The sequence below is a fragment of the Vibrio sp. 10N.222.54.E6 genome, from assembly GCF_041473955.1.
GTDB lineage: Bacteria > Pseudomonadota > Gammaproteobacteria > Enterobacterales > Vibrionaceae > Vibrio > Vibrio tasmaniensis_A.
Map to the genome: position 1 here is coordinate 71075 of NZ_JBFRTD010000009.1, position 15432 is coordinate 86506.

The 15432-nt window shown below is 44.7% G+C and carries 18 protein-coding genes; 11 read left to right on the forward strand and 7 right to left on the reverse strand.

Annotated features, from left to right (window positions below):
• Positions 1 to 45 precede the first annotated feature (45 nt).
• The 3 genes from hslU (at position 46) to rraA (ending at position 3051) form a co-directional block, all read left to right on the forward strand.
• On the forward strand, positions 46 to 1386 hold the full coding sequence (gene hslU / locus AB4513_RS04570) for an HslU--HslV peptidase ATPase subunit (RefSeq protein ID WP_009848880.1): 1341 nt from the start codon (positions 46 to 48) through the stop codon (positions 1384 to 1386).
• Positions 1387 to 1541: 155 nt separating this feature from the next.
• A complete protein-coding gene (locus tag AB4513_RS04575; RefSeq protein WP_009848879.1) occupies positions 1542 to 2459 on the forward strand; it encodes a 1,4-dihydroxy-2-naphthoate polyprenyltransferase in 918 nt (305 codons plus the stop codon).
• A gap of 73 nt (positions 2460 to 2532) precedes the next feature.
• A complete protein-coding gene (gene rraA, locus AB4513_RS04580; protein WP_009848878.1) occupies positions 2533 to 3051 on the forward strand; it encodes a ribonuclease E activity regulator RraA in 519 nt (172 codons plus the stop codon).
• A 109-nt stretch (positions 3052 to 3160) separates the two neighbouring features.
• Here the strand turns inward: rraA and zapB are convergent, their stop codons facing one another.
• A complete protein-coding gene (zapB, locus tag AB4513_RS04585; protein WP_009848877.1) occupies positions 3161 to 3403 on the reverse strand; it encodes a cell division protein ZapB in 243 nt (80 codons plus the stop codon).
• Between the two features lie 324 nt (positions 3404 to 3727).
• On the opposite strand from zapB, the gene glpX reads away from it, so the two are divergent.
• The 3 genes from glpX (at position 3728) to AB4513_RS04600 (ending at position 6046) form a co-directional block, all read left to right on the forward strand.
• Positions 3728 to 4735, forward strand: a complete 1008-nt coding sequence (gene glpX / locus AB4513_RS04590; RefSeq protein WP_009848876.1) for a class II fructose-bisphosphatase — start codon at positions 3728 to 3730, stop codon at positions 4733 to 4735.
• A 200-nt stretch (positions 4736 to 4935) separates the two neighbouring features.
• A complete protein-coding gene (locus tag AB4513_RS04595) occupies positions 4936 to 5562 on the forward strand; it encodes a metalloregulator ArsR/SmtB family transcription factor (protein ID WP_009848875.1) in 627 nt (208 codons plus the stop codon).
• Positions 5563 to 5698: 136 nt separating this feature from the next.
• Positions 5699 to 6046 (forward strand): DUF3135 domain-containing protein, encoded by a 348-nt coding sequence (locus tag AB4513_RS04600; protein ID WP_009848874.1) that lies wholly within the window; start codon positions 5699 to 5701, stop codon positions 6044 to 6046.
• Positions 6047 to 6115: 69 nt separating this feature from the next.
• Here AB4513_RS04600 and AB4513_RS04605 read toward each other — a convergent pair whose 3' ends face one another.
• Positions 6116 to 6538 (reverse strand): DUF805 domain-containing protein, encoded by a 423-nt coding sequence (locus AB4513_RS04605; RefSeq protein WP_009848873.1) that lies wholly within the window; start codon positions 6536 to 6538, stop codon positions 6116 to 6118.
• Between the two features lie 86 nt (positions 6539 to 6624).
• Positions 6625 to 6972 carry a 5-carboxymethyl-2-hydroxymuconate Delta-isomerase gene (locus AB4513_RS04610; protein ID WP_004729703.1) on the reverse strand — a complete coding sequence of 116 codons (348 nt, stop codon included), beginning with the start codon at positions 6970 to 6972 and terminating at the stop codon, positions 6625 to 6627.
• 249 nt (positions 6973 to 7221) lie between these two features.
• Between AB4513_RS04610 and tpiA the strand changes: the two genes are divergently transcribed.
• Positions 7222 to 7992, forward strand: a complete 771-nt coding sequence (gene tpiA / locus AB4513_RS04615) for a triose-phosphate isomerase (protein WP_012604968.1) — start codon at positions 7222 to 7224, stop codon at positions 7990 to 7992.
• Between the two features lie 150 nt (positions 7993 to 8142).
• Here the strand turns inward: tpiA and pfkA are convergent, their stop codons facing one another.
• From pfkA to AB4513_RS04630, 3 genes are all read right to left on the reverse strand, one after another.
• The gene (gene pfkA / locus AB4513_RS04620; RefSeq protein WP_009848871.1) at positions 8143 to 9105 is read right to left on the reverse strand and encodes a 6-phosphofructokinase; all 963 of its coding nucleotides are present in this window, start codon (positions 9103 to 9105) and stop codon (positions 8143 to 8145) included.
• Positions 9106 to 9421: 316 nt separating this feature from the next.
• The gene (fieF, locus tag AB4513_RS04625; protein WP_009848870.1) at positions 9422 to 10330 is read right to left on the reverse strand and encodes a CDF family cation-efflux transporter FieF; all 909 of its coding nucleotides are present in this window, start codon (positions 10328 to 10330) and stop codon (positions 9422 to 9424) included.
• 163 nt (positions 10331 to 10493) lie between these two features.
• Positions 10494 to 11003, reverse strand: a complete 510-nt coding sequence (locus AB4513_RS04630; RefSeq protein WP_017096535.1) for a CpxP family protein — start codon at positions 11001 to 11003, stop codon at positions 10494 to 10496.
• Between the two features lie 179 nt (positions 11004 to 11182).
• Here AB4513_RS04630 and AB4513_RS04635 point away from each other — a divergent pair, with 179 nt between their 5' ends.
• The 4 genes from AB4513_RS04635 (at position 11183) to trmL (ending at position 14502) form a co-directional block, all read left to right on the forward strand.
• Positions 11183 to 11872, forward strand: a complete 690-nt coding sequence (locus tag AB4513_RS04635) for a response regulator (protein ID WP_102258063.1) — start codon at positions 11183 to 11185, stop codon at positions 11870 to 11872.
• Complete coding sequence (gene cpxA / locus AB4513_RS04640) at positions 11872 to 13251, forward strand: envelope stress sensor histidine kinase CpxA (RefSeq protein WP_012604972.1); 1380 nt, start codon at positions 11872 to 11874, stop codon at positions 13249 to 13251. Before AB4513_RS04635 ends, cpxA begins: the two co-directional genes overlap by 1 nt.
• A gap of 76 nt (positions 13252 to 13327) precedes the next feature.
• A complete protein-coding gene (locus AB4513_RS04645) occupies positions 13328 to 13945 on the forward strand; it encodes a superoxide dismutase (protein ID WP_012604973.1) in 618 nt (205 codons plus the stop codon).
• Positions 13946 to 14022: 77 nt separating this feature from the next.
• The gene (trmL, locus tag AB4513_RS04650; protein ID WP_009844716.1) at positions 14023 to 14502 is read left to right on the forward strand and encodes a tRNA (uridine(34)/cytosine(34)/5-carboxymethylaminomethyluridine(34)-2'-O)-methyltransferase TrmL; all 480 of its coding nucleotides are present in this window, start codon (positions 14023 to 14025) and stop codon (positions 14500 to 14502) included.
• A 136-nt stretch (positions 14503 to 14638) separates the two neighbouring features.
• Here the strand turns inward: trmL and AB4513_RS04655 are convergent, their stop codons facing one another.
• Entirely contained in the window at positions 14639 to 15163 is a 525-nt protein-coding gene (locus tag AB4513_RS04655; protein WP_009844715.1) for an FxsA family protein, read from the reverse strand.
• Positions 15164 to 15432: the final 269 nt, after the last annotated feature.

Below are 15432 nucleotides of genomic sequence, written 5' to 3' on the forward strand. Positions count from 1 at the left end.
CAATAACGTTGTATTCAACAGTGATTAAAGAATTAAGGAAAAACCATGTCTGAGATGACTCCTCGCGAAATTGTTCACGAACTCAATCGCCACATTATTGGCCAAGACAACGCTAAGCGCTCAGTGGCTATCGCTCTTCGTAACCGCTGGCGTCGTATGCAGCTTGAAGAAAGTCTGCGTGTTGAAGTATCACCAAAAAACATCCTGATGATCGGCCCAACCGGTGTAGGTAAAACTGAAATTGCTCGCCGTCTAGCTAAACTAGCAAACGCGCCTTTCATCAAGGTAGAAGCGACTAAGTTCACTGAAGTTGGCTACGTTGGTAAAGAAGTTGAGACCATCATCCGTGATCTAACGGACGTTGCCATCAAGATGACACACCAACAAGCGATGGAAAAAGTACAGTACCGCGCTGAAGAACAAGCTGAAGAACGCATTCTTGATGCCCTTCTACCACCAGCACGTGATGCTTGGGGTCAGAACGAGCAATCAACTGAAGATACCACTTCTTCAAACACTCGTCAGATTTTCCGCAAGAAACTGCGTGAAGGTAAGCTAGATGACAAAGAGATTGAAGTTGATGTAGCGGCGCCACAAATGGGTGTTGAAATCATGTCACCTCCAGGCATGGAAGAGATGACAAACCAGCTACAAGGCATGTTCCAAAACCTCGCTGGCGATACCAAGAAAAAGCGTAAGATGAAAATCAAAGACGCATTCAAAGCACTAACGGAAGAAGAAGCTGCGAAGCTTGTGAACCAAGAAGAGCTAAAAGAGAGCGCGATCTTCAACGCTGAAAACAACGGCATCGTATTCATCGATGAGATCGACAAAATCTGTAAGCGTGGCGACAGCTCTGGCCCAGACGTATCTCGTGAAGGTGTTCAGCGTGACCTGCTCCCTCTTATCGAAGGCAGCACAGTATCAACTAAGCACGGTATGGTTAAAACTGACCACATCTTGTTTATCACTTCAGGTGCATTCCAAGTGGCTAAGCCATCTGATCTGATCCCTGAATTGCAAGGTCGTCTGCCAATCCGTGTCGAACTAGAAGCACTATCAGCACATGATTTCAAACGTATTCTTACTGAGCCAAAGGCATCACTGACAGAACAGTACATTGCCCTGATGAAAACAGAAGATGTCGGCATTGAGTTCACTGAAGATGGCATCAACCAAATTGCTGACGCAGCATGGCGTGTGAACGAAACCACTGAAAACATCGGTGCGCGTCGTCTACATACCGTCATGGAGCGCCTAATGGATGAGATTTCATTCGACGCAACAGACCGAGCAGGCAGCAAATTAGTGATTGATGAAGCTTATGTAATATCTAAGCTTGGCGAGCTCGTAGAAGACGAAGACCTAAGTCGCTTCATCCTGTAGCACAAGAAACTCCAACTTATTGCTCTATCTCAAAGAAATAGCAGCTAATAAGCGAATTCAAGGCCCACTTTCGAGTGGGCTTTTTATTACCCGAAAAATGGGCGTATACTCAAATCACAGTATGAAACGAAGACTTACAAAGAATTAGACCTACGATGAAACAATCTCTACTGATTTGGCTTGATGCCGCACGCCCAAAAACTCTGCCTCTCGCACTTGTCTCTATTCTTACAGGAAGTAGTTTAGCGTTCGCTGGTGGTCATTTTTCTTTATCAATAGCCCTGCTGGCATTTTTAACCGCCACTCTATTACAGATTCTGTCGAACTTAGCCAATGACTATGGCGACGCGGTAAAAGGCACAGACAACGAAAACCGTCTAGGGCCAACACGTGCAATGCAATCTGGCGCGGTGACCGCGAAAACCATGAAGCAAGCGATCATCCTCAACATCGTATTTACCATGCTCGCAGGGCTGATTCTTATCTTTCATGCCTTAACCTCGATTGAGAGTATCTTATCTTTCATTGCGTTAGGCGTATTAGCCATTGTTGCAGCCATCGCTTACACCGTCGGCAATAAACCTTATGGTTATATTGGCCTTGGTGACTTATCGGTATTTATCTTCTTCGGTTTGTTAGGCGTTTCAGGGACTTATTTCTTACACACTGGCCATGTTGAACCAAGCCTGTTTCTGCCTGCACTAGGCTGCGGATTGATGGCGGTTGCGGTACTCAATATCAACAACATGCGTGATATCGAAAACGACAGCGAATGTGGTAAGCGCACCATGGCGGTTCGCCTAGGGCAACGCAAAGCCAAGCACTATCATTTTGCACTGCTTGGGCTCGCCCTTGCCTCTTTCGCTATCTACCTGCTGATTCAAGAAAAACCGGTCTGGATCAGCCTGCCGTTTTTACTAAGCATTATTATTGTTTATAAGCACGGTAAGGCCGTTTGGGAAACCGAAAAGCCAGCGCAGATTGCACCAATGATGCCCGTGATAGTGAAATGTTCACTGGTCACTAACCTATTGTTTGCAGGGGTTGTCGTAGCTCAAACTCTATTGAGTTAAATAAGACTAATCATTGCAAAGGGATCAAGCACCGATATACTCAAAGTAAGCTCATTGTTCAAAAGGTATACTAATGGAATACAACACTTCAGCACTGTGCGACATATATTTGGATCAAGTTGATGTCGTGGAGCCAATGTTCAGCAACTTCGGTGGACGTGCATCCTTCGCAGGACAGATCACGACATTAAAGTGTTTTGAAGACAATGCTTTAATTCGCTCCGTATTAGAACAAGATGGTTTGGGGCGTGTGTTGTTAATCGATGGTGGCGGCTCACTGCGTAAAGCGCTGATCGATGCTGAGATTGCCCTACTTGCTGAAGACAATGAGTGGGAAGGTATTGTGGTTTACGGCTGCGTACGCGAAGTCGATGAGTTAGAAGACATGAATCTTGGTATTCAGGCTTTAGCCTCTATTCCTGTGGGTGCAAGCCAAGAAGGTGTCGGCGAATTGGATGTACCTGTGAACTTTGGCAGCGTGACCTTCTTACCTGAAGATTACCTCTATGCAGACAACACTGGCATTATTCTTTCGGCAGAGCCTTTGGATGTAGAACTCGATCTGGATGTTGAAGAAGAAGAGGCCGAGTAACTCACTCAGCTTCAAATAATAAAACAAGCCAAAGAACACAAAGCATAAGAATACAAACGAAAACGCCCGCTACTGAGTAGCGGGCGTTTTTTTAAATCTGAAGAGTCGATTACTCTACGTCATCCATTTTACCAAGAAGGTTACGGATGCGATCTTGCCATGCTGAATGCTCTTCCTGCATTTGCTGAGTTTTTTGCTCTAGCTCGTGACGGCTTGCTTTAAGCTCACCAGCTTCTGTTGCTAGTGCTTGTTTCTCTTCTTTAAGCTCTTCCACTTCCATTTGAAGAAGTGCAATTGTATCTACTGCTGTTTGAATTTTTGCTTCTAGCTGCTCTAGTACTTCAAAAGACATTCTGGCCTACCTTTAAGTTATCCGTTTGATGGTGAAGGTTCACTCCACTTATTTCCCCATTCTACTCAGCAGAGCAAGGATAAACACTCAATATATTCGATATTTTGCGCCATTCGATGAAAAAAACAGCGCTTTTTACCGAATATTGACGTGAGTGATTACCGCCACAAGGGCAAACCGATTATTTTGATGAATAATAACTGTTTTCCACTGCGAATTGATCGAGAGCAATCTCCAAAAAACAAAAAAGCAAACGTTTCCTTTGGGATATGGTAAAATTCGCCGCGAAATTTCTATTCCCCCTTTGATAATTTTGGAGTCCGCATGAAACGCGATTTAGCAATGTCATTCTCTCGTGTCACAGAAGGTGCAGCACTAGCTGGTTACAAGTGGCTTGGTCGTGGCGATAAAAACGCTGCAGATGGCGCTGCTGTAGAAGTAATGCGTAGCCTACTAAACAAAACCGAAATTAGCGGTGAGATTGTTATCGGCGAAGGTGAAATCGATGATGCACCTATGCTATATATCGGTGAAAACGTCGGTGTGGGCGGCGATGCTGTCGATATCGCCGTAGACCCAATTGAAGGGACTCGCATGACAGCTATGGGTCAATCAAATGCATTGGCGGTATTGGCTGCAGGCGAAAAAGGCAGCTTCCTTAAAGCGCCTGACATGTACATGGAAAAATTGGTTGTTGGCCCTGGCGCTAAAGGCGTAATTGACCTAGAGCTGCCACTAACAGAAAACCTAGAAAACATCGCGAAAGCATTAGGTAAAACACTCGATACGCTAGTAGTAACCACACTGGCTAAGCCTCGTCACGATCAAGTCATTGCCGACATGCAAGCCATGGGCGTTCGTGTATTTGCTGTACCAGACGGTGATGTTGCTGCTTCTATCCTAACGTGTATGCCAGACAGCGAAGTAGACGTAATGTACTGCATCGGCGGCGCGCCTGAAGGTGTCGTTTCTGCTGCTGTTATTCGCGCACTCGACGGTGACATGCACGCTCGTCTTCTTCCTCGTCATGAAGTAAAAGGCGATACAGAAGAGAACCGCAAGCACGGTGAGCTTGAACTAGAGCGTTGTGCAGAAATGGGCGTAACGGCAGGCATCGTCTTGAAAATGGAAGACATGGCACGCAGCGATAATGTTGTATTCTCGGCAACAGGTATTACTAAGGGTGATCTTCTAGAGGGCATCACTCGCACAGGCAATATCGCAACCACAGAAACTCTGCTTATCCGTGGTCGCTGTCGTACGATTCGCCGCATCAAATCTATCCACTACCTAGAGCGTAAAGACCCAGAAGTAATCGGTCACATCCTGTAGACCTAAACTAGCTCTAACAGAAACGTTCCAAGGCTGATACCAAGTATCAGCCTTTTGTTTTATTAGTGCACCAGAATCTCACCATTTGCTGTCGCTAGAGTAAAACGCTGTCTATATAGTAAATCCCCATCAATATAGTAAATGGTTTGCTTTATAAACACCTTGCCTCATAATAGTAAGGTTGATGAGGTAGGGATAGTATGAAAACAAGCGACAAAATCTTACAGACCATTAAGCGTCAAGGCGCGGTAACCGCGAAACAACTGTCAGAAGAGTTTGGCATGACGACAATGGGTGCAAGGCAACATCTGCAAAGTCTGGAAGATGACGGTATTCTTGCGTTTCATGATGTGAAAGTAAAAGTGGGTCGCCCGACTCGCCACTGGTCCCTGACTCAACAAGGCCATAGCCAATTTTCAGACCGACACGGTGAACTCACTATTCAAGTAATTGATGCCGTAGAAAATCTATTTGGTCAAGAAGGGTTGGCTAAGGTTGCTGCCGAGCGAGAACAACACACTCTGAAGCAGTATCAATCTGCACTGTCTGGCTGTGATTCGCTCATGAGTAAGCTTGAAAAACTCACACAGCTTCGTGAAGACGAAGGCTACATGGCTGAACTTCAAGAGCATGATGAGCACTACATCTTAATTGAGAACCACTGCCCCATCTGTAAAGCAGCAACTCGCTGCCCTAGCCTATGCCAATCTGAGCTCAATGTTTTCACTGAACTGCTCAAAAATGAGTGTCATGTAAGCCGCACTGAACACATTATTGCCGGCGAGAGACGCTGTACTTATACCTTAACGCCCACGCCTTTATCGTAATACCAAGTGCTAAGGGCTAGTCCCAACCCACCGATTCCGTCTCAATATTGAGAAAATGAGAATAGATTAAAATTTGTACAAATTTATTTCTTAAGCTTAAAGCATATGAAACACGCTTAATGCTAAGGAAGGAATCATGGCACAGCCACAGCCAAATCAAAAACTGCCCCCCTTTGATGAACTGGTCCAACTCGCCAAAAGCGATCCGAAAGCATTCAATCAATTCAAACACGAAATGTGCGAGCAGATGATTTGTTCGGCCTCGGAAACTATGCAAGACAGGCTACGCGCTCAGCAAAGTCACATCGATTTGGTGGTCGGTCGCTGTAAAAATCCACATCATGTTAATGTCGTGCTCATGCAGGAGCTTCGTTGTCAGGTCTGTAAATTCCAAGATTCACTCGAAGGTCGCTGTAGTTTTGAAGAACCTAAAACTGAAAATGTCGTGCCTTTCAGGCCGAATACAGAACCCAAAATGTACTAAAAGTAGAAAAGTATCAAAAAGAAAAAAGGGAGCGCAATGCTCCCTTTTTACTGATGAATCATCCAATCTTTAAACTGGATCTTCACCGTAATCATTACGGCCTTCTGTGCCTTTCAACAAACCACACTCAATCAGAATCCATAAGCCACACACTAACGCTGCAACGGTCGCAACCATATGGATTGGCGATACCGGCTCAGTGGTAGTCGCTGCCATTGGCGAAGCCAAACGACCCAGTACTAGGGGCACATTTAGTAGTAACCAGTAATTCGACTTATTGCGGTCGTGCCAGCGCTTAGCGGTGACCGCAAGATCTGGGATCACTAGCAGCAATAGGAATACTGGCAGTAGGATGTAAGAGTAAGCAGGGAACAACACAGAGATACCAGAAGCAAAACCAGTAATCGCTATGTAGTAGAAAATATTCCAAATCCAGTAAGTCTTACGACCAATTCTCCCTTTGAAAGAGAGCAGTAAATCTTTCATCGACATCTTAAAACACTCAAAAATTAATACGCTACCAAAAAGTTAGCAGCAAATAGTTAGTGAATCACTTTTAGTTAGTTGATTATTTTTAGCTAGTTAATCACTTTCTGAAAGCAACTTTTATCCATATCCCGTATGTTGACCGTTAGGCTACGGATATGGCTTGCCTGTTCTTGTAAGGTTTGCATTAACAAACGCGACAATTCTCTTTTCTGTTCTTCAGTACGTCCAGAAAGTAACTCGAAGCTAATATGAACAAAATCTACATTGTCCTCTTCATCACCGACCAACCAGTTATGACAGCGTAGTGAACGAGACTTCACAGAAGGTACATCAAACAAACCACAGTTTAATGTAACTTGATGAAGGTCTTCCAGTAAACCTTGGATATTCACTCGCTCATCCACTGAATTTGAGTACTCTAGAACTAGATTCGGCATTATTACTTCCTATTGTTAACGCAATCGTTTGTCCCTTAATAGCAACTAACGATGAAAAATCCGAGAAGTTAGCTATTATTCTGTCTGCCGGATCACTGATATTTGCTCAAAATCTACTCTGACCATTGAGTAAGATCCAAGAAAGTCATGACCACAGTCATGATCTGTTGATATTATTCTGTTATATTATTTCGTAATAAAGTTTACTTTTTTACATTCGATTTATTTAAATACTTTGGAGATATTCCTATGCGTCATCCTGTAGTTATGGGTAACTGGAAACTAAACGGCAGCAAAGAAATGGTTGTTGATCTACTAAACGGTCTTAACGCTGAACTTGAAGGCGTAACAGGCGTAGACGTAGCAGTTGCTCCACCAGCACTTTTCGTTGATCTTGCTGAGCGTACGCTTACTGAAGCGGGCAGCGCTATCATCCTAGGTGCTCAAAACTCTGACCTAAACAACAGCGGTGCATTCACTGGCGACATGTCTCCAGCAATGCTTAAAGAGTTCGGCGCATCTCACATCATCATCGGTCACTCTGAGCGTCGTGAATACCACGCTGAGTCTGACGAATTCGTTGCTAAGAAATTCGCATTCCTAAAAGAGAACGGCCTAACTCCAGTTCTTTGTATCGGTGAATCTGAAGCACAAAACGAAGCAGGCGAAACTGTTGCTGTATGTGCTCGTCAACTTGACGCTGTTATCAACACTCAAGGTGTTGAAGCTCTTGAAGGCGCTATCATCGCTTACGAACCAATCTGGGCTATCGGTACTGGTAAAGCAGCTACAGCTGAAGATGCACAACGCATCCACGCTCAAATCCGTGCACACATCGCAGAGAAATCTGAAGACGTTGCTAAGAAAGTTGTTATCCAATACGGCGGTTCTGTTAAGCCAGAAAACGCAGCAGCTTACTTCGCACAACCAGACATCGATGGTGCTCTAGTTGGCGGCGCAGCACTTGACGCGAAAAGCTTCGCAGCTATCGCTAAAGCAGCAGCTGAAGCAAAAGCTTAATTTAAACTTCACCGTTTAGATTAGATGAAAGGTCAACTTAGGTTGGCCTTTTTTGTGCCTGCCGTTTGTAAAAACTCAAACGACAGGCACAAAAAAACCGCTGAACAATCAGCGGTTTTTAATATTTTTTAAGCGAACGCTAAGCTTGGCTTAGAATAACTCTTCTGCAACGCGGAACAACTCAGAACGGTCTGGGTTCTGCATGTTCTCGATACAGTCGATGATATCGTGGTGAACAAGAGCTTCTTTCTCGATACCAACACAACGACCACCTTGACCTTCTTGAAGAAGGTGAACAGCGTAGTTGCCCATACGAGAAGCCAGTACACGGTCAAATGCAGTAGGACGACCACCACGTTGAATGTGACCAAGAACGGTTGCGCGAGTCTCACGACCTGTTGCCGTTTCAATCTCTTTAGCCAATTCGTTCGCGTCCATCATTAGTTCAGTTAGAGCGATAATTGCGTGCTTCTTGCCTTTCGCAATACCATCTTGGATATTGCTGATTAGCTGATCTTTATCTAGGCCAGTCTCAGGTGTAATGATGTACTCACAACCACCCGCGATTGCTGACATAAGCGTAAGGTCACCACAGTGACGGCCCATGATTTCAACAATAGAAATACGTTGGTGAGAAGAAGACGTATCACGTAGACGGTCGATTGAATCGATAACAGTGTTAAGCGCAGTTAGGTAACCGATAGTGTAATCAGTACCCGCGATATCATTATCGATTGTGCCTGGAAGACCGATACATGGGTAACCCATCTCAGTCAGTTTCTTAGCACCCATGTAAGAACCGTCACCACCGATAACAACAAGTGCTTCGATACCGTGCTTCTTAAGGTTCTCGATGCCTTTCTCACGAACAGCAACGTCTTTGAACTCAGGGAAACGTGCAGAACCTAAGAAAGTACCACCACGGTTGATCACGTCAGATACGCTTGAACGGTCAAGCTTTTCGATACGGTCTTCCACAAGGCCTTGGTAGCCGTCGTAAATGCCGTAAACTTCAATGCCAACTGATAGCGCAGTACGAACTACACCGCGAACTGCTGCGTTCATGCCTGGAGCGTCACCACCACTGGTCAAAACACCGATCTTCTTAATCATGCTCACCCTCGATTTTTGGGAATCTATTATTCAATTCTTGTTCTTGCTGATTGTATATCAACAAGATTTTAAATCTATATTTGTACGTTATGTTACATTTCCTCAACAGGAATAGCACTTAAATCACGTAAAATTATGTAACATTTCTACTTCTGTAAGAGTATTACAGTTTTACTCAATAACTTTGTTGATTCACATCAGAATCAACATTAATTGTTACTAAGGTGATTTTTGAATCACCTTCGAGTTAGCAATTTTTACTCACTTTAGTTCAAAAGCCATTCACTTGCCATTTGCTGCCTGATTTTTAGACGCATTACCATGAGTGAAATTTCTGCTGCTTCTCTGGTCCAAATACGACCGAATATGGATCTTGATGAATTAATACATCAGCATCAGGGAACACTGAAATAAGCTTGTCCTCTACTTCATCAGAAATGCGGTGTGCTTCAATCAGTGGGATATTGTCTTCGAGTTCTAAATGCAATTGAATGAAACGAACAGGCCCAGAACGGCGCGTTCTTAGTTGATGTACACCCAGTACCCCTTCCACACTCAACGATGCCTCTTTAATTTGTTTGAGCTCTTCATCGGGTAGCTTGTGATCAAGTAGAGATTGCACCGCTTCCATCGCCATTTGGTAAGCACTGTAAAGAATGTAGATGCCGATACCAATCGCGAATACCGAGTCTGCTTGACCGATACCAAACCAGCTCAGTGCTAGCGCCAGCATAATCGCCGCATTCATATAGAGGTCAGATTGATAATGCAGTGAGTCAGCCGCAATTGCTTGGCTACCCGTTTTGCTCACAACATGCTTTTGGAATCGAACCAAACCGAAGGTCATGACCATTGCGAACAAGCTGACATAAATACCAATTTCAGGAGAGTTCAGTTCATGCGGTCGGAAGAAACGTTCAATACCGTTAAGAATAAGGAAACAAGCAGAACCAGAAATAAACATCGCTTGTGCTAATGCAGCAAGAGATTCGGCCTTGCCATGACCAAAGGTATGTTCTTTATCAGCTGGCTGCAGAGAGTAACGAACCACCACAAGGTTGACGACAGAAGCGGCGATATCCAACAGTGAGTCAACAACAGAAGCTAATAAACTGACTGAGCCTGTCACCCACCACGCTGCAACCTTCACAACCAATAATATGGAGGCAATGATGGTGGCAGCCCAAGCGGCGAGCGTAACTAAACGTGCGTATTCTTGTTTCATAAATTGGCTATAAAGTGACTGATAGCACAAAGTATAACCCGCAAAACACCGATTGAATATGACAGCTAGGATCTAATACGTTCATTTTAAAGATCAAAAAAAGCGGCACTAGGCCGCTTCTTTCTAAACACTTTCAATCAATCCAGCTTTTTCAAACCATGAATTACTTGTCTTTGTTCATGCGTTTTTCCATTTTGTCCGCACATTTAGCCATGCGATCTTGCTGGATTTCTTTCAGTTGAGTCTTCTGTTCAGGTGTTAGTACGCTCATCATTTGATGTTGCTTCTTCAGCATGGTTAAACGACGCTCTGTTTGCTTCTCTACCATTTGGCTTGCTAGGTCGTTTGCCGCCGCTTCATCAAAGGTATCGGCTAGAACTAAATCTTGAACTTTCTCGTGGTGCGCTTTCATCTGCGCCATCTTGTCCGCTTTATTACCTGAATGTTTTGCTTTCATCTCAGCACGGTTCGCTTCACGTATCTCTTTTAGCTCTGCTTTTTGAGCATCCGTCAGATCCAGTTGACGCATCACTTTTTTGTCAAAGCCGCCACACTTGCCGTGCATGCCTTTGTGGTCACCTTTATCGCCACCGCCATATGCGAACGCGCTTGCTGTACCTAACATAAGTGGAAGTGCCGCAGCTACTAGTACAAGTTTCTTAGTCATTTTCATAATTTTTGCCTCAATTCGGTATAATCAGTCATGTGTTGCGTTTGTTTTCAGCGCTTAGATATAGATTAGTCTTTCCCTCGTAAAGCGACGTTTAGAAAGCGTAAAGAATCGTAAAGAGTGAAAGTTGACGAATAATTAGCAGTATTATTAACCTATAAACAACTGATTAAGGCTTCCCAATGGCGAACATTCTTCTTATTGATGACGACACCGAGCTAACCGGCTTACTTAAAGACATACTGAGCTTTGAGGGATTCACTGTTTCCGAAGCCAATGACGGCTATGCGGGGTTGGAAGCTATCAATGATGAGATAGATTTGATTCTTTTGGACGTGATGATGCCGCGCCTTAACGGTATGGAAACGCTAAAGAAACTAAGAGAAAATTGGGAAACGCCAGTACTGATGCTGACAGCTAAAGGTGAAGAGATCGACCGTGTTATTGGCCTTGAGCTTGGCGCAGATGATTACTTGCCAAAGCCTTTCAGTGACCGAGAGCTGCTCGCTCGTATTCGTGCCATCTTACGTAGAACGCAGATCAACACCGCTCCTAAAGCAGCCAGTGATAAGATTCAATATCAAGACATTGAAGTATTTCCAGGTAAACAAGAAGCTTATTGTAATGGCCAGCTTATCGATCTTACCACCACCGAGTTCGCTTTGCTGAGTCACCTAATCCAGAACCCAGGGCAAGTGATCACCAAGGAAGCGTTGAGTTTGGATGTTCTGGGTAAAAGGCTGGCGGCGTTTGACCGCGCGATAGACATGCATATATCTAATCTGCGCAAGAAGATTCCAGAACGTACTGACGGTAAGTCTCGCATCAAAACCTTACGAGGCCGTGGCTACTTATTGGTAGAGGAAGATTAATGCGTATCCCTAAAATCACCAGCTTATATGGACGTATCTTTGCTATCTTTTGGTTCACCATGTTACTGGTGCTTTTGTCGGTACTGTCACTTCCCCATTTAGACCCGCGAGTGGCGCGCGATGTGCCTGCCGATCATCTCGATAAACTCGAACGTATCGCTAAATTCACAGAAAAGCGCTACGCCAAAGAATCTAACTTGGGAAAAATAGTGTTCCAACTTGAGGCACCGCGTAGCCGCAAGGATTCTCGTGCTCGTATTTACCTAACCGACCTTGAAGGCGCGGTCCTTACATCGAAAAGACACTCAAATTACAAACTTAAAGCGATTCGTAATTTTGTTACCTCGATAGATAACCCTGAATTACCCAAGCAAAAGTTATACGGACATTACATGGTAGCAGGGCCAGTCCCTATCACACTCGCTGGAGAAGAATTACTGATGTATGCCGGAGTAAAATGGAACCAACCTCCTCCATTTTTGCTGCGCTTATTTGATAGACCTTTACAGTTATTGCTTGCGGTAATGCTAGCAAGTACCCCACTGCTATTATGGTTAGCTTGGGCATTGAGCCAACCTGCTCGTAGGCTTGAACGCGCAGCACAACGTGTGGCGAAAGGTCAGTTTGAGGTCGATCCCACACTCGAAAAAGGCACCTCAGAATTCAGACAAGCGGGTGAGAGCTTTAACCAGATGGTCGAAGCGGTTAATCAGATGATTTCGGGGCAACAACGCCTACTTTCAGATATCTCACACGAGCTACGATCGCCATTGACCCGCCTTCGCATGGCCAATGCTCTTGCGATTCGTAAACAGGGTGAGAGCCAAGAGTTAGAACGTATTGATATGGAAGCTCAGCGATTAGAGCAAATGATCAGTGAGCTACTGACGCTATCACGCATGCAGGTCGACAGCCATATTACTCGTGAGGTTCAGCCTATTTCGAGCTTATGGGAAGAGATTTTAAAAGATGCAGAATTTGAAGCTGAACAGATGGGTAAATTACTGACGTTTTCAGAGATCCCAGACCGTTCTATTTCGGGTAACCCTAAGCTACTGATGAGTGCCTTGGACAATATTACGCGCAATGCTATCTACTACGGTAAAGACCAAGTCGATGTGCAATTCGATGTTGTCCAAGATCGGCTGACGATTTGCGTAAATGATAATGGCGATGGTGTGCCTGATGACGAACTGGATTCTATCTTTAGACCTTTCTACCGAGTTTCAACGGCACGAGATCGTAACTCTGGCGGCACAGGGCTTGGCCTAACCATTACAGAGAGTGCGATTCGTCAACACAGCGGAACCATCACTGCAAGCCGTAGCCAGCTCGGTGGATTACAACTCAAAATCACCCTGCCTATCCTGCCAGTGTAATACCCCTACAAAGATCGCAGTTGATAATGATTTCCATTATCATTATGGTAAGTCCTCTAATTAAGGAGGATTTACCATGTCACACTCTTTTCCTGCTCTACCCTACGCCTACGACGCCCTAGAACCTTACATTGACGCTAAGACGATGGAAGTGCACTACAGCAAGCACCATAGAACCTACTACGATAAGTTTGTTGCGGCGATTTCTGGCAGTGAACTTGAGCAGCAATCTCTGACCGAGATCTTCGCTAACATCTCTCAGCACAGCCCTGCCGTTCGCAACAATGGCGGCGGTTACTACAACCATATTTTATATTGGAACTGCATGGCTCAAGATGGCGGGGGTGAACCAGCAGGTAAACTTGGCGACGCGATCCAAAGTACTTTCGGAGATTTCGAGACGTTCCAAGATCAGTTCGCTCAAGCGGCAATCAATACCTTCGGTTCAGGCTTTGCTTGGTTGGTAGTAGAAGAAGGACAACTGAAAATCATCTCGACCTCAAACCAAGACAACCCGTGGATGGATACCATCGCCAGCAACGGTGAGCCGATTCTTGCACTGGATGTCTGGGAACACGCCTACTACATCAGCTACCAAAACCGTCGCCCTGATTACATCAATGCATGGTGGAACGTGGTGAATTGGAATGCGGTTTCTGAAAACTACGCACAAGCACTCGCGAATAAAGCGTAAGCCAATGGTGGTGAACTGTACTCACTCAGCTTGCCACCGTATACTCTGGCTATCTTTGATTATTCTTGTGAACCAACATGTTTGATATCGCTCTATACGAACCTGAAATTGCGCCCAATACGGGTAACATCATCCGCCTATGTGCTAACTGCGGCGCAAACCTGCACCTGATTGAGCCGCTTGGCTTTGATTTTGAAGAGAAGAAAGTTCGTCGTGCTGGCTTGGATTACCACGACCTAGCGCGTGTTAAGCGTCACAAGAACCTAGAAGCCTTTCTTGAGTATCTAGAGAATGAACGCGAGGGTGACTTCCGCATCTTTGCTTGCACGACAAAGACCACAGGTCACCACGTGGATGCGAAATTCCAACAAGGTGATGTGTTGATGTTTGGCCCTGAGACACGTGGCCTGCCTGCAGAGTTCATCGAAAGCATGCCAATGGAACAACGCATTCGTATTCCAATGATGCCAGATGCGCGTAGCCTCAACCTATCTAACGCGGTTGCTATTATTGCATTCGAAGCGTGGCGACAAATGGGCTTTGAAGGCGCGGTATAACCGAACGCTCACCCCCTGCTAGCAATAAAAAAGGCTCTTACCATTATCACTTTCTTGCGAAGGATAAAGGTAAGAGCCTTTTCTGTTTTTCCCTCTATATAAAGAAGAGATAAAAACAAAGAAGAGAAAAAACGGATTAGTTTAAGCGGTTACGATCGTTGTCATCGTCTTTCTTCTCAAATTCACCCTCAAAGGTGTTGCCGTCTTTTGATTGGTCGGAGGGATCGCGATTGAATGGGTCTTGTCCAAATGGACTCTGACCAAAACCAGCCTGTCCACCCGCATGGAAACCGCCAGACATATTGGTCACCACCATTTTTTCCATCATTTTCTTAGCAATCATCGCTCTTGGTGCTGGTAGCAATACCAACATACCGAGTGCGTCCGTCATAAAGCCAGGAGTCAGCAGCAATACACCAGCAACCGCAAGCATCACGCCTTCAAGAATCTGTTGTGCTGGCATTTCGCCTTGTTGTAATCGACCTTGCACAGACATAAGTGTTTGAATGCCTTGGCTACGAACAAGCGATGCACCAACAAATGCAGTAATCAAAACCAACGCAATAGTTAGCCACAATCCTAAGAAGCCACCAACTTGAATAAATAGCCCAATCTCAATGATGGGTACGAAGATAAATAGTAATAATAAGATAGGAAACACACGCCCTCCTTTGTTACATCCAGTTTACGCTGAAAGCCCTATCAATCTCAAATTTATCCTGTAAATAAGCGTGTTTATTGACCGAGAATAACTTTGCAAAATATTGACGAAACAAAACCGAAAAAGGTGATCAACTTAATATTTTTATGCGCTAAGTACAGTATCATGTGCCACATAAGTCAGGACGGATTTATCAGCCCAATATTCTAGCGAACGGAGTATTTGCACACAGAATAGGCTAATAACTAACTATATAATCAGAATAATTC

What these genes read in the sequence shown, in the direction of transcription:
- hslU (WP_009848880.1), top strand. Translation starts at nt 46, where the DNA reads ATGTCTGAGATGACTCCTCGCGAAATTGTTCACGAACTCAATCGCCAC.
- AB4513_RS04575 (WP_009848879.1), top strand. Translation starts at nt 1,542, where the DNA reads ATGAAACAATCTCTACTGATTTGGCTTGATGCCGCACGCCCAAAAACT.
- rraA (WP_009848878.1), top strand. Translation starts at nt 2,533, where the DNA reads ATGGAATACAACACTTCAGCACTGTGCGACATATATTTGGATCAAGTT.
- zapB (WP_009848877.1), bottom strand. Translation starts at nt 3,403, where the DNA reads ATGTCTTTTGAAGTACTAGAGCAGCTAGAAGCAAAAATTCAAACAGCA.
- glpX (WP_009848876.1), top strand. Translation starts at nt 3,728, where the DNA reads ATGAAACGCGATTTAGCAATGTCATTCTCTCGTGTCACAGAAGGTGCA.
- AB4513_RS04595 (WP_009848875.1), top strand. Translation starts at nt 4,936, where the DNA reads ATGAAAACAAGCGACAAAATCTTACAGACCATTAAGCGTCAAGGCGCG.
- AB4513_RS04600 (WP_009848874.1), top strand. Translation starts at nt 5,699, where the DNA reads ATGGCACAGCCACAGCCAAATCAAAAACTGCCCCCCTTTGATGAACTG.
- AB4513_RS04605 (WP_009848873.1), bottom strand. Translation starts at nt 6,538, where the DNA reads ATGTCGATGAAAGATTTACTGCTCTCTTTCAAAGGGAGAATTGGTCGT.
- AB4513_RS04610 (WP_004729703.1), bottom strand. Translation starts at nt 6,972, where the DNA reads ATGCCGAATCTAGTTCTAGAGTACTCAAATTCAGTGGATGAGCGAGTG.
- tpiA (WP_012604968.1), top strand. Translation starts at nt 7,222, where the DNA reads ATGCGTCATCCTGTAGTTATGGGTAACTGGAAACTAAACGGCAGCAAA.
- pfkA (WP_009848871.1), bottom strand. Translation starts at nt 9,105, where the DNA reads ATGATTAAGAAGATCGGTGTTTTGACCAGTGGTGGTGACGCTCCAGGC.
- fieF (WP_009848870.1), bottom strand. Translation starts at nt 10,330, where the DNA reads ATGAAACAAGAATACGCACGTTTAGTTACGCTCGCCGCTTGGGCTGCC.
- AB4513_RS04630 (WP_017096535.1), bottom strand. Translation starts at nt 11,003, where the DNA reads ATGAAAATGACTAAGAAACTTGTACTAGTAGCTGCGGCACTTCCACTT.
- AB4513_RS04635 (WP_102258063.1), top strand. Translation starts at nt 11,183, where the DNA reads ATGGCGAACATTCTTCTTATTGATGACGACACCGAGCTAACCGGCTTA.
- cpxA (WP_012604972.1), top strand. Translation starts at nt 11,872, where the DNA reads ATGCGTATCCCTAAAATCACCAGCTTATATGGACGTATCTTTGCTATC.
- AB4513_RS04645 (WP_012604973.1), top strand. Translation starts at nt 13,328, where the DNA reads ATGTCACACTCTTTTCCTGCTCTACCCTACGCCTACGACGCCCTAGAA.
- trmL (WP_009844716.1), top strand. Translation starts at nt 14,023, where the DNA reads ATGTTTGATATCGCTCTATACGAACCTGAAATTGCGCCCAATACGGGT.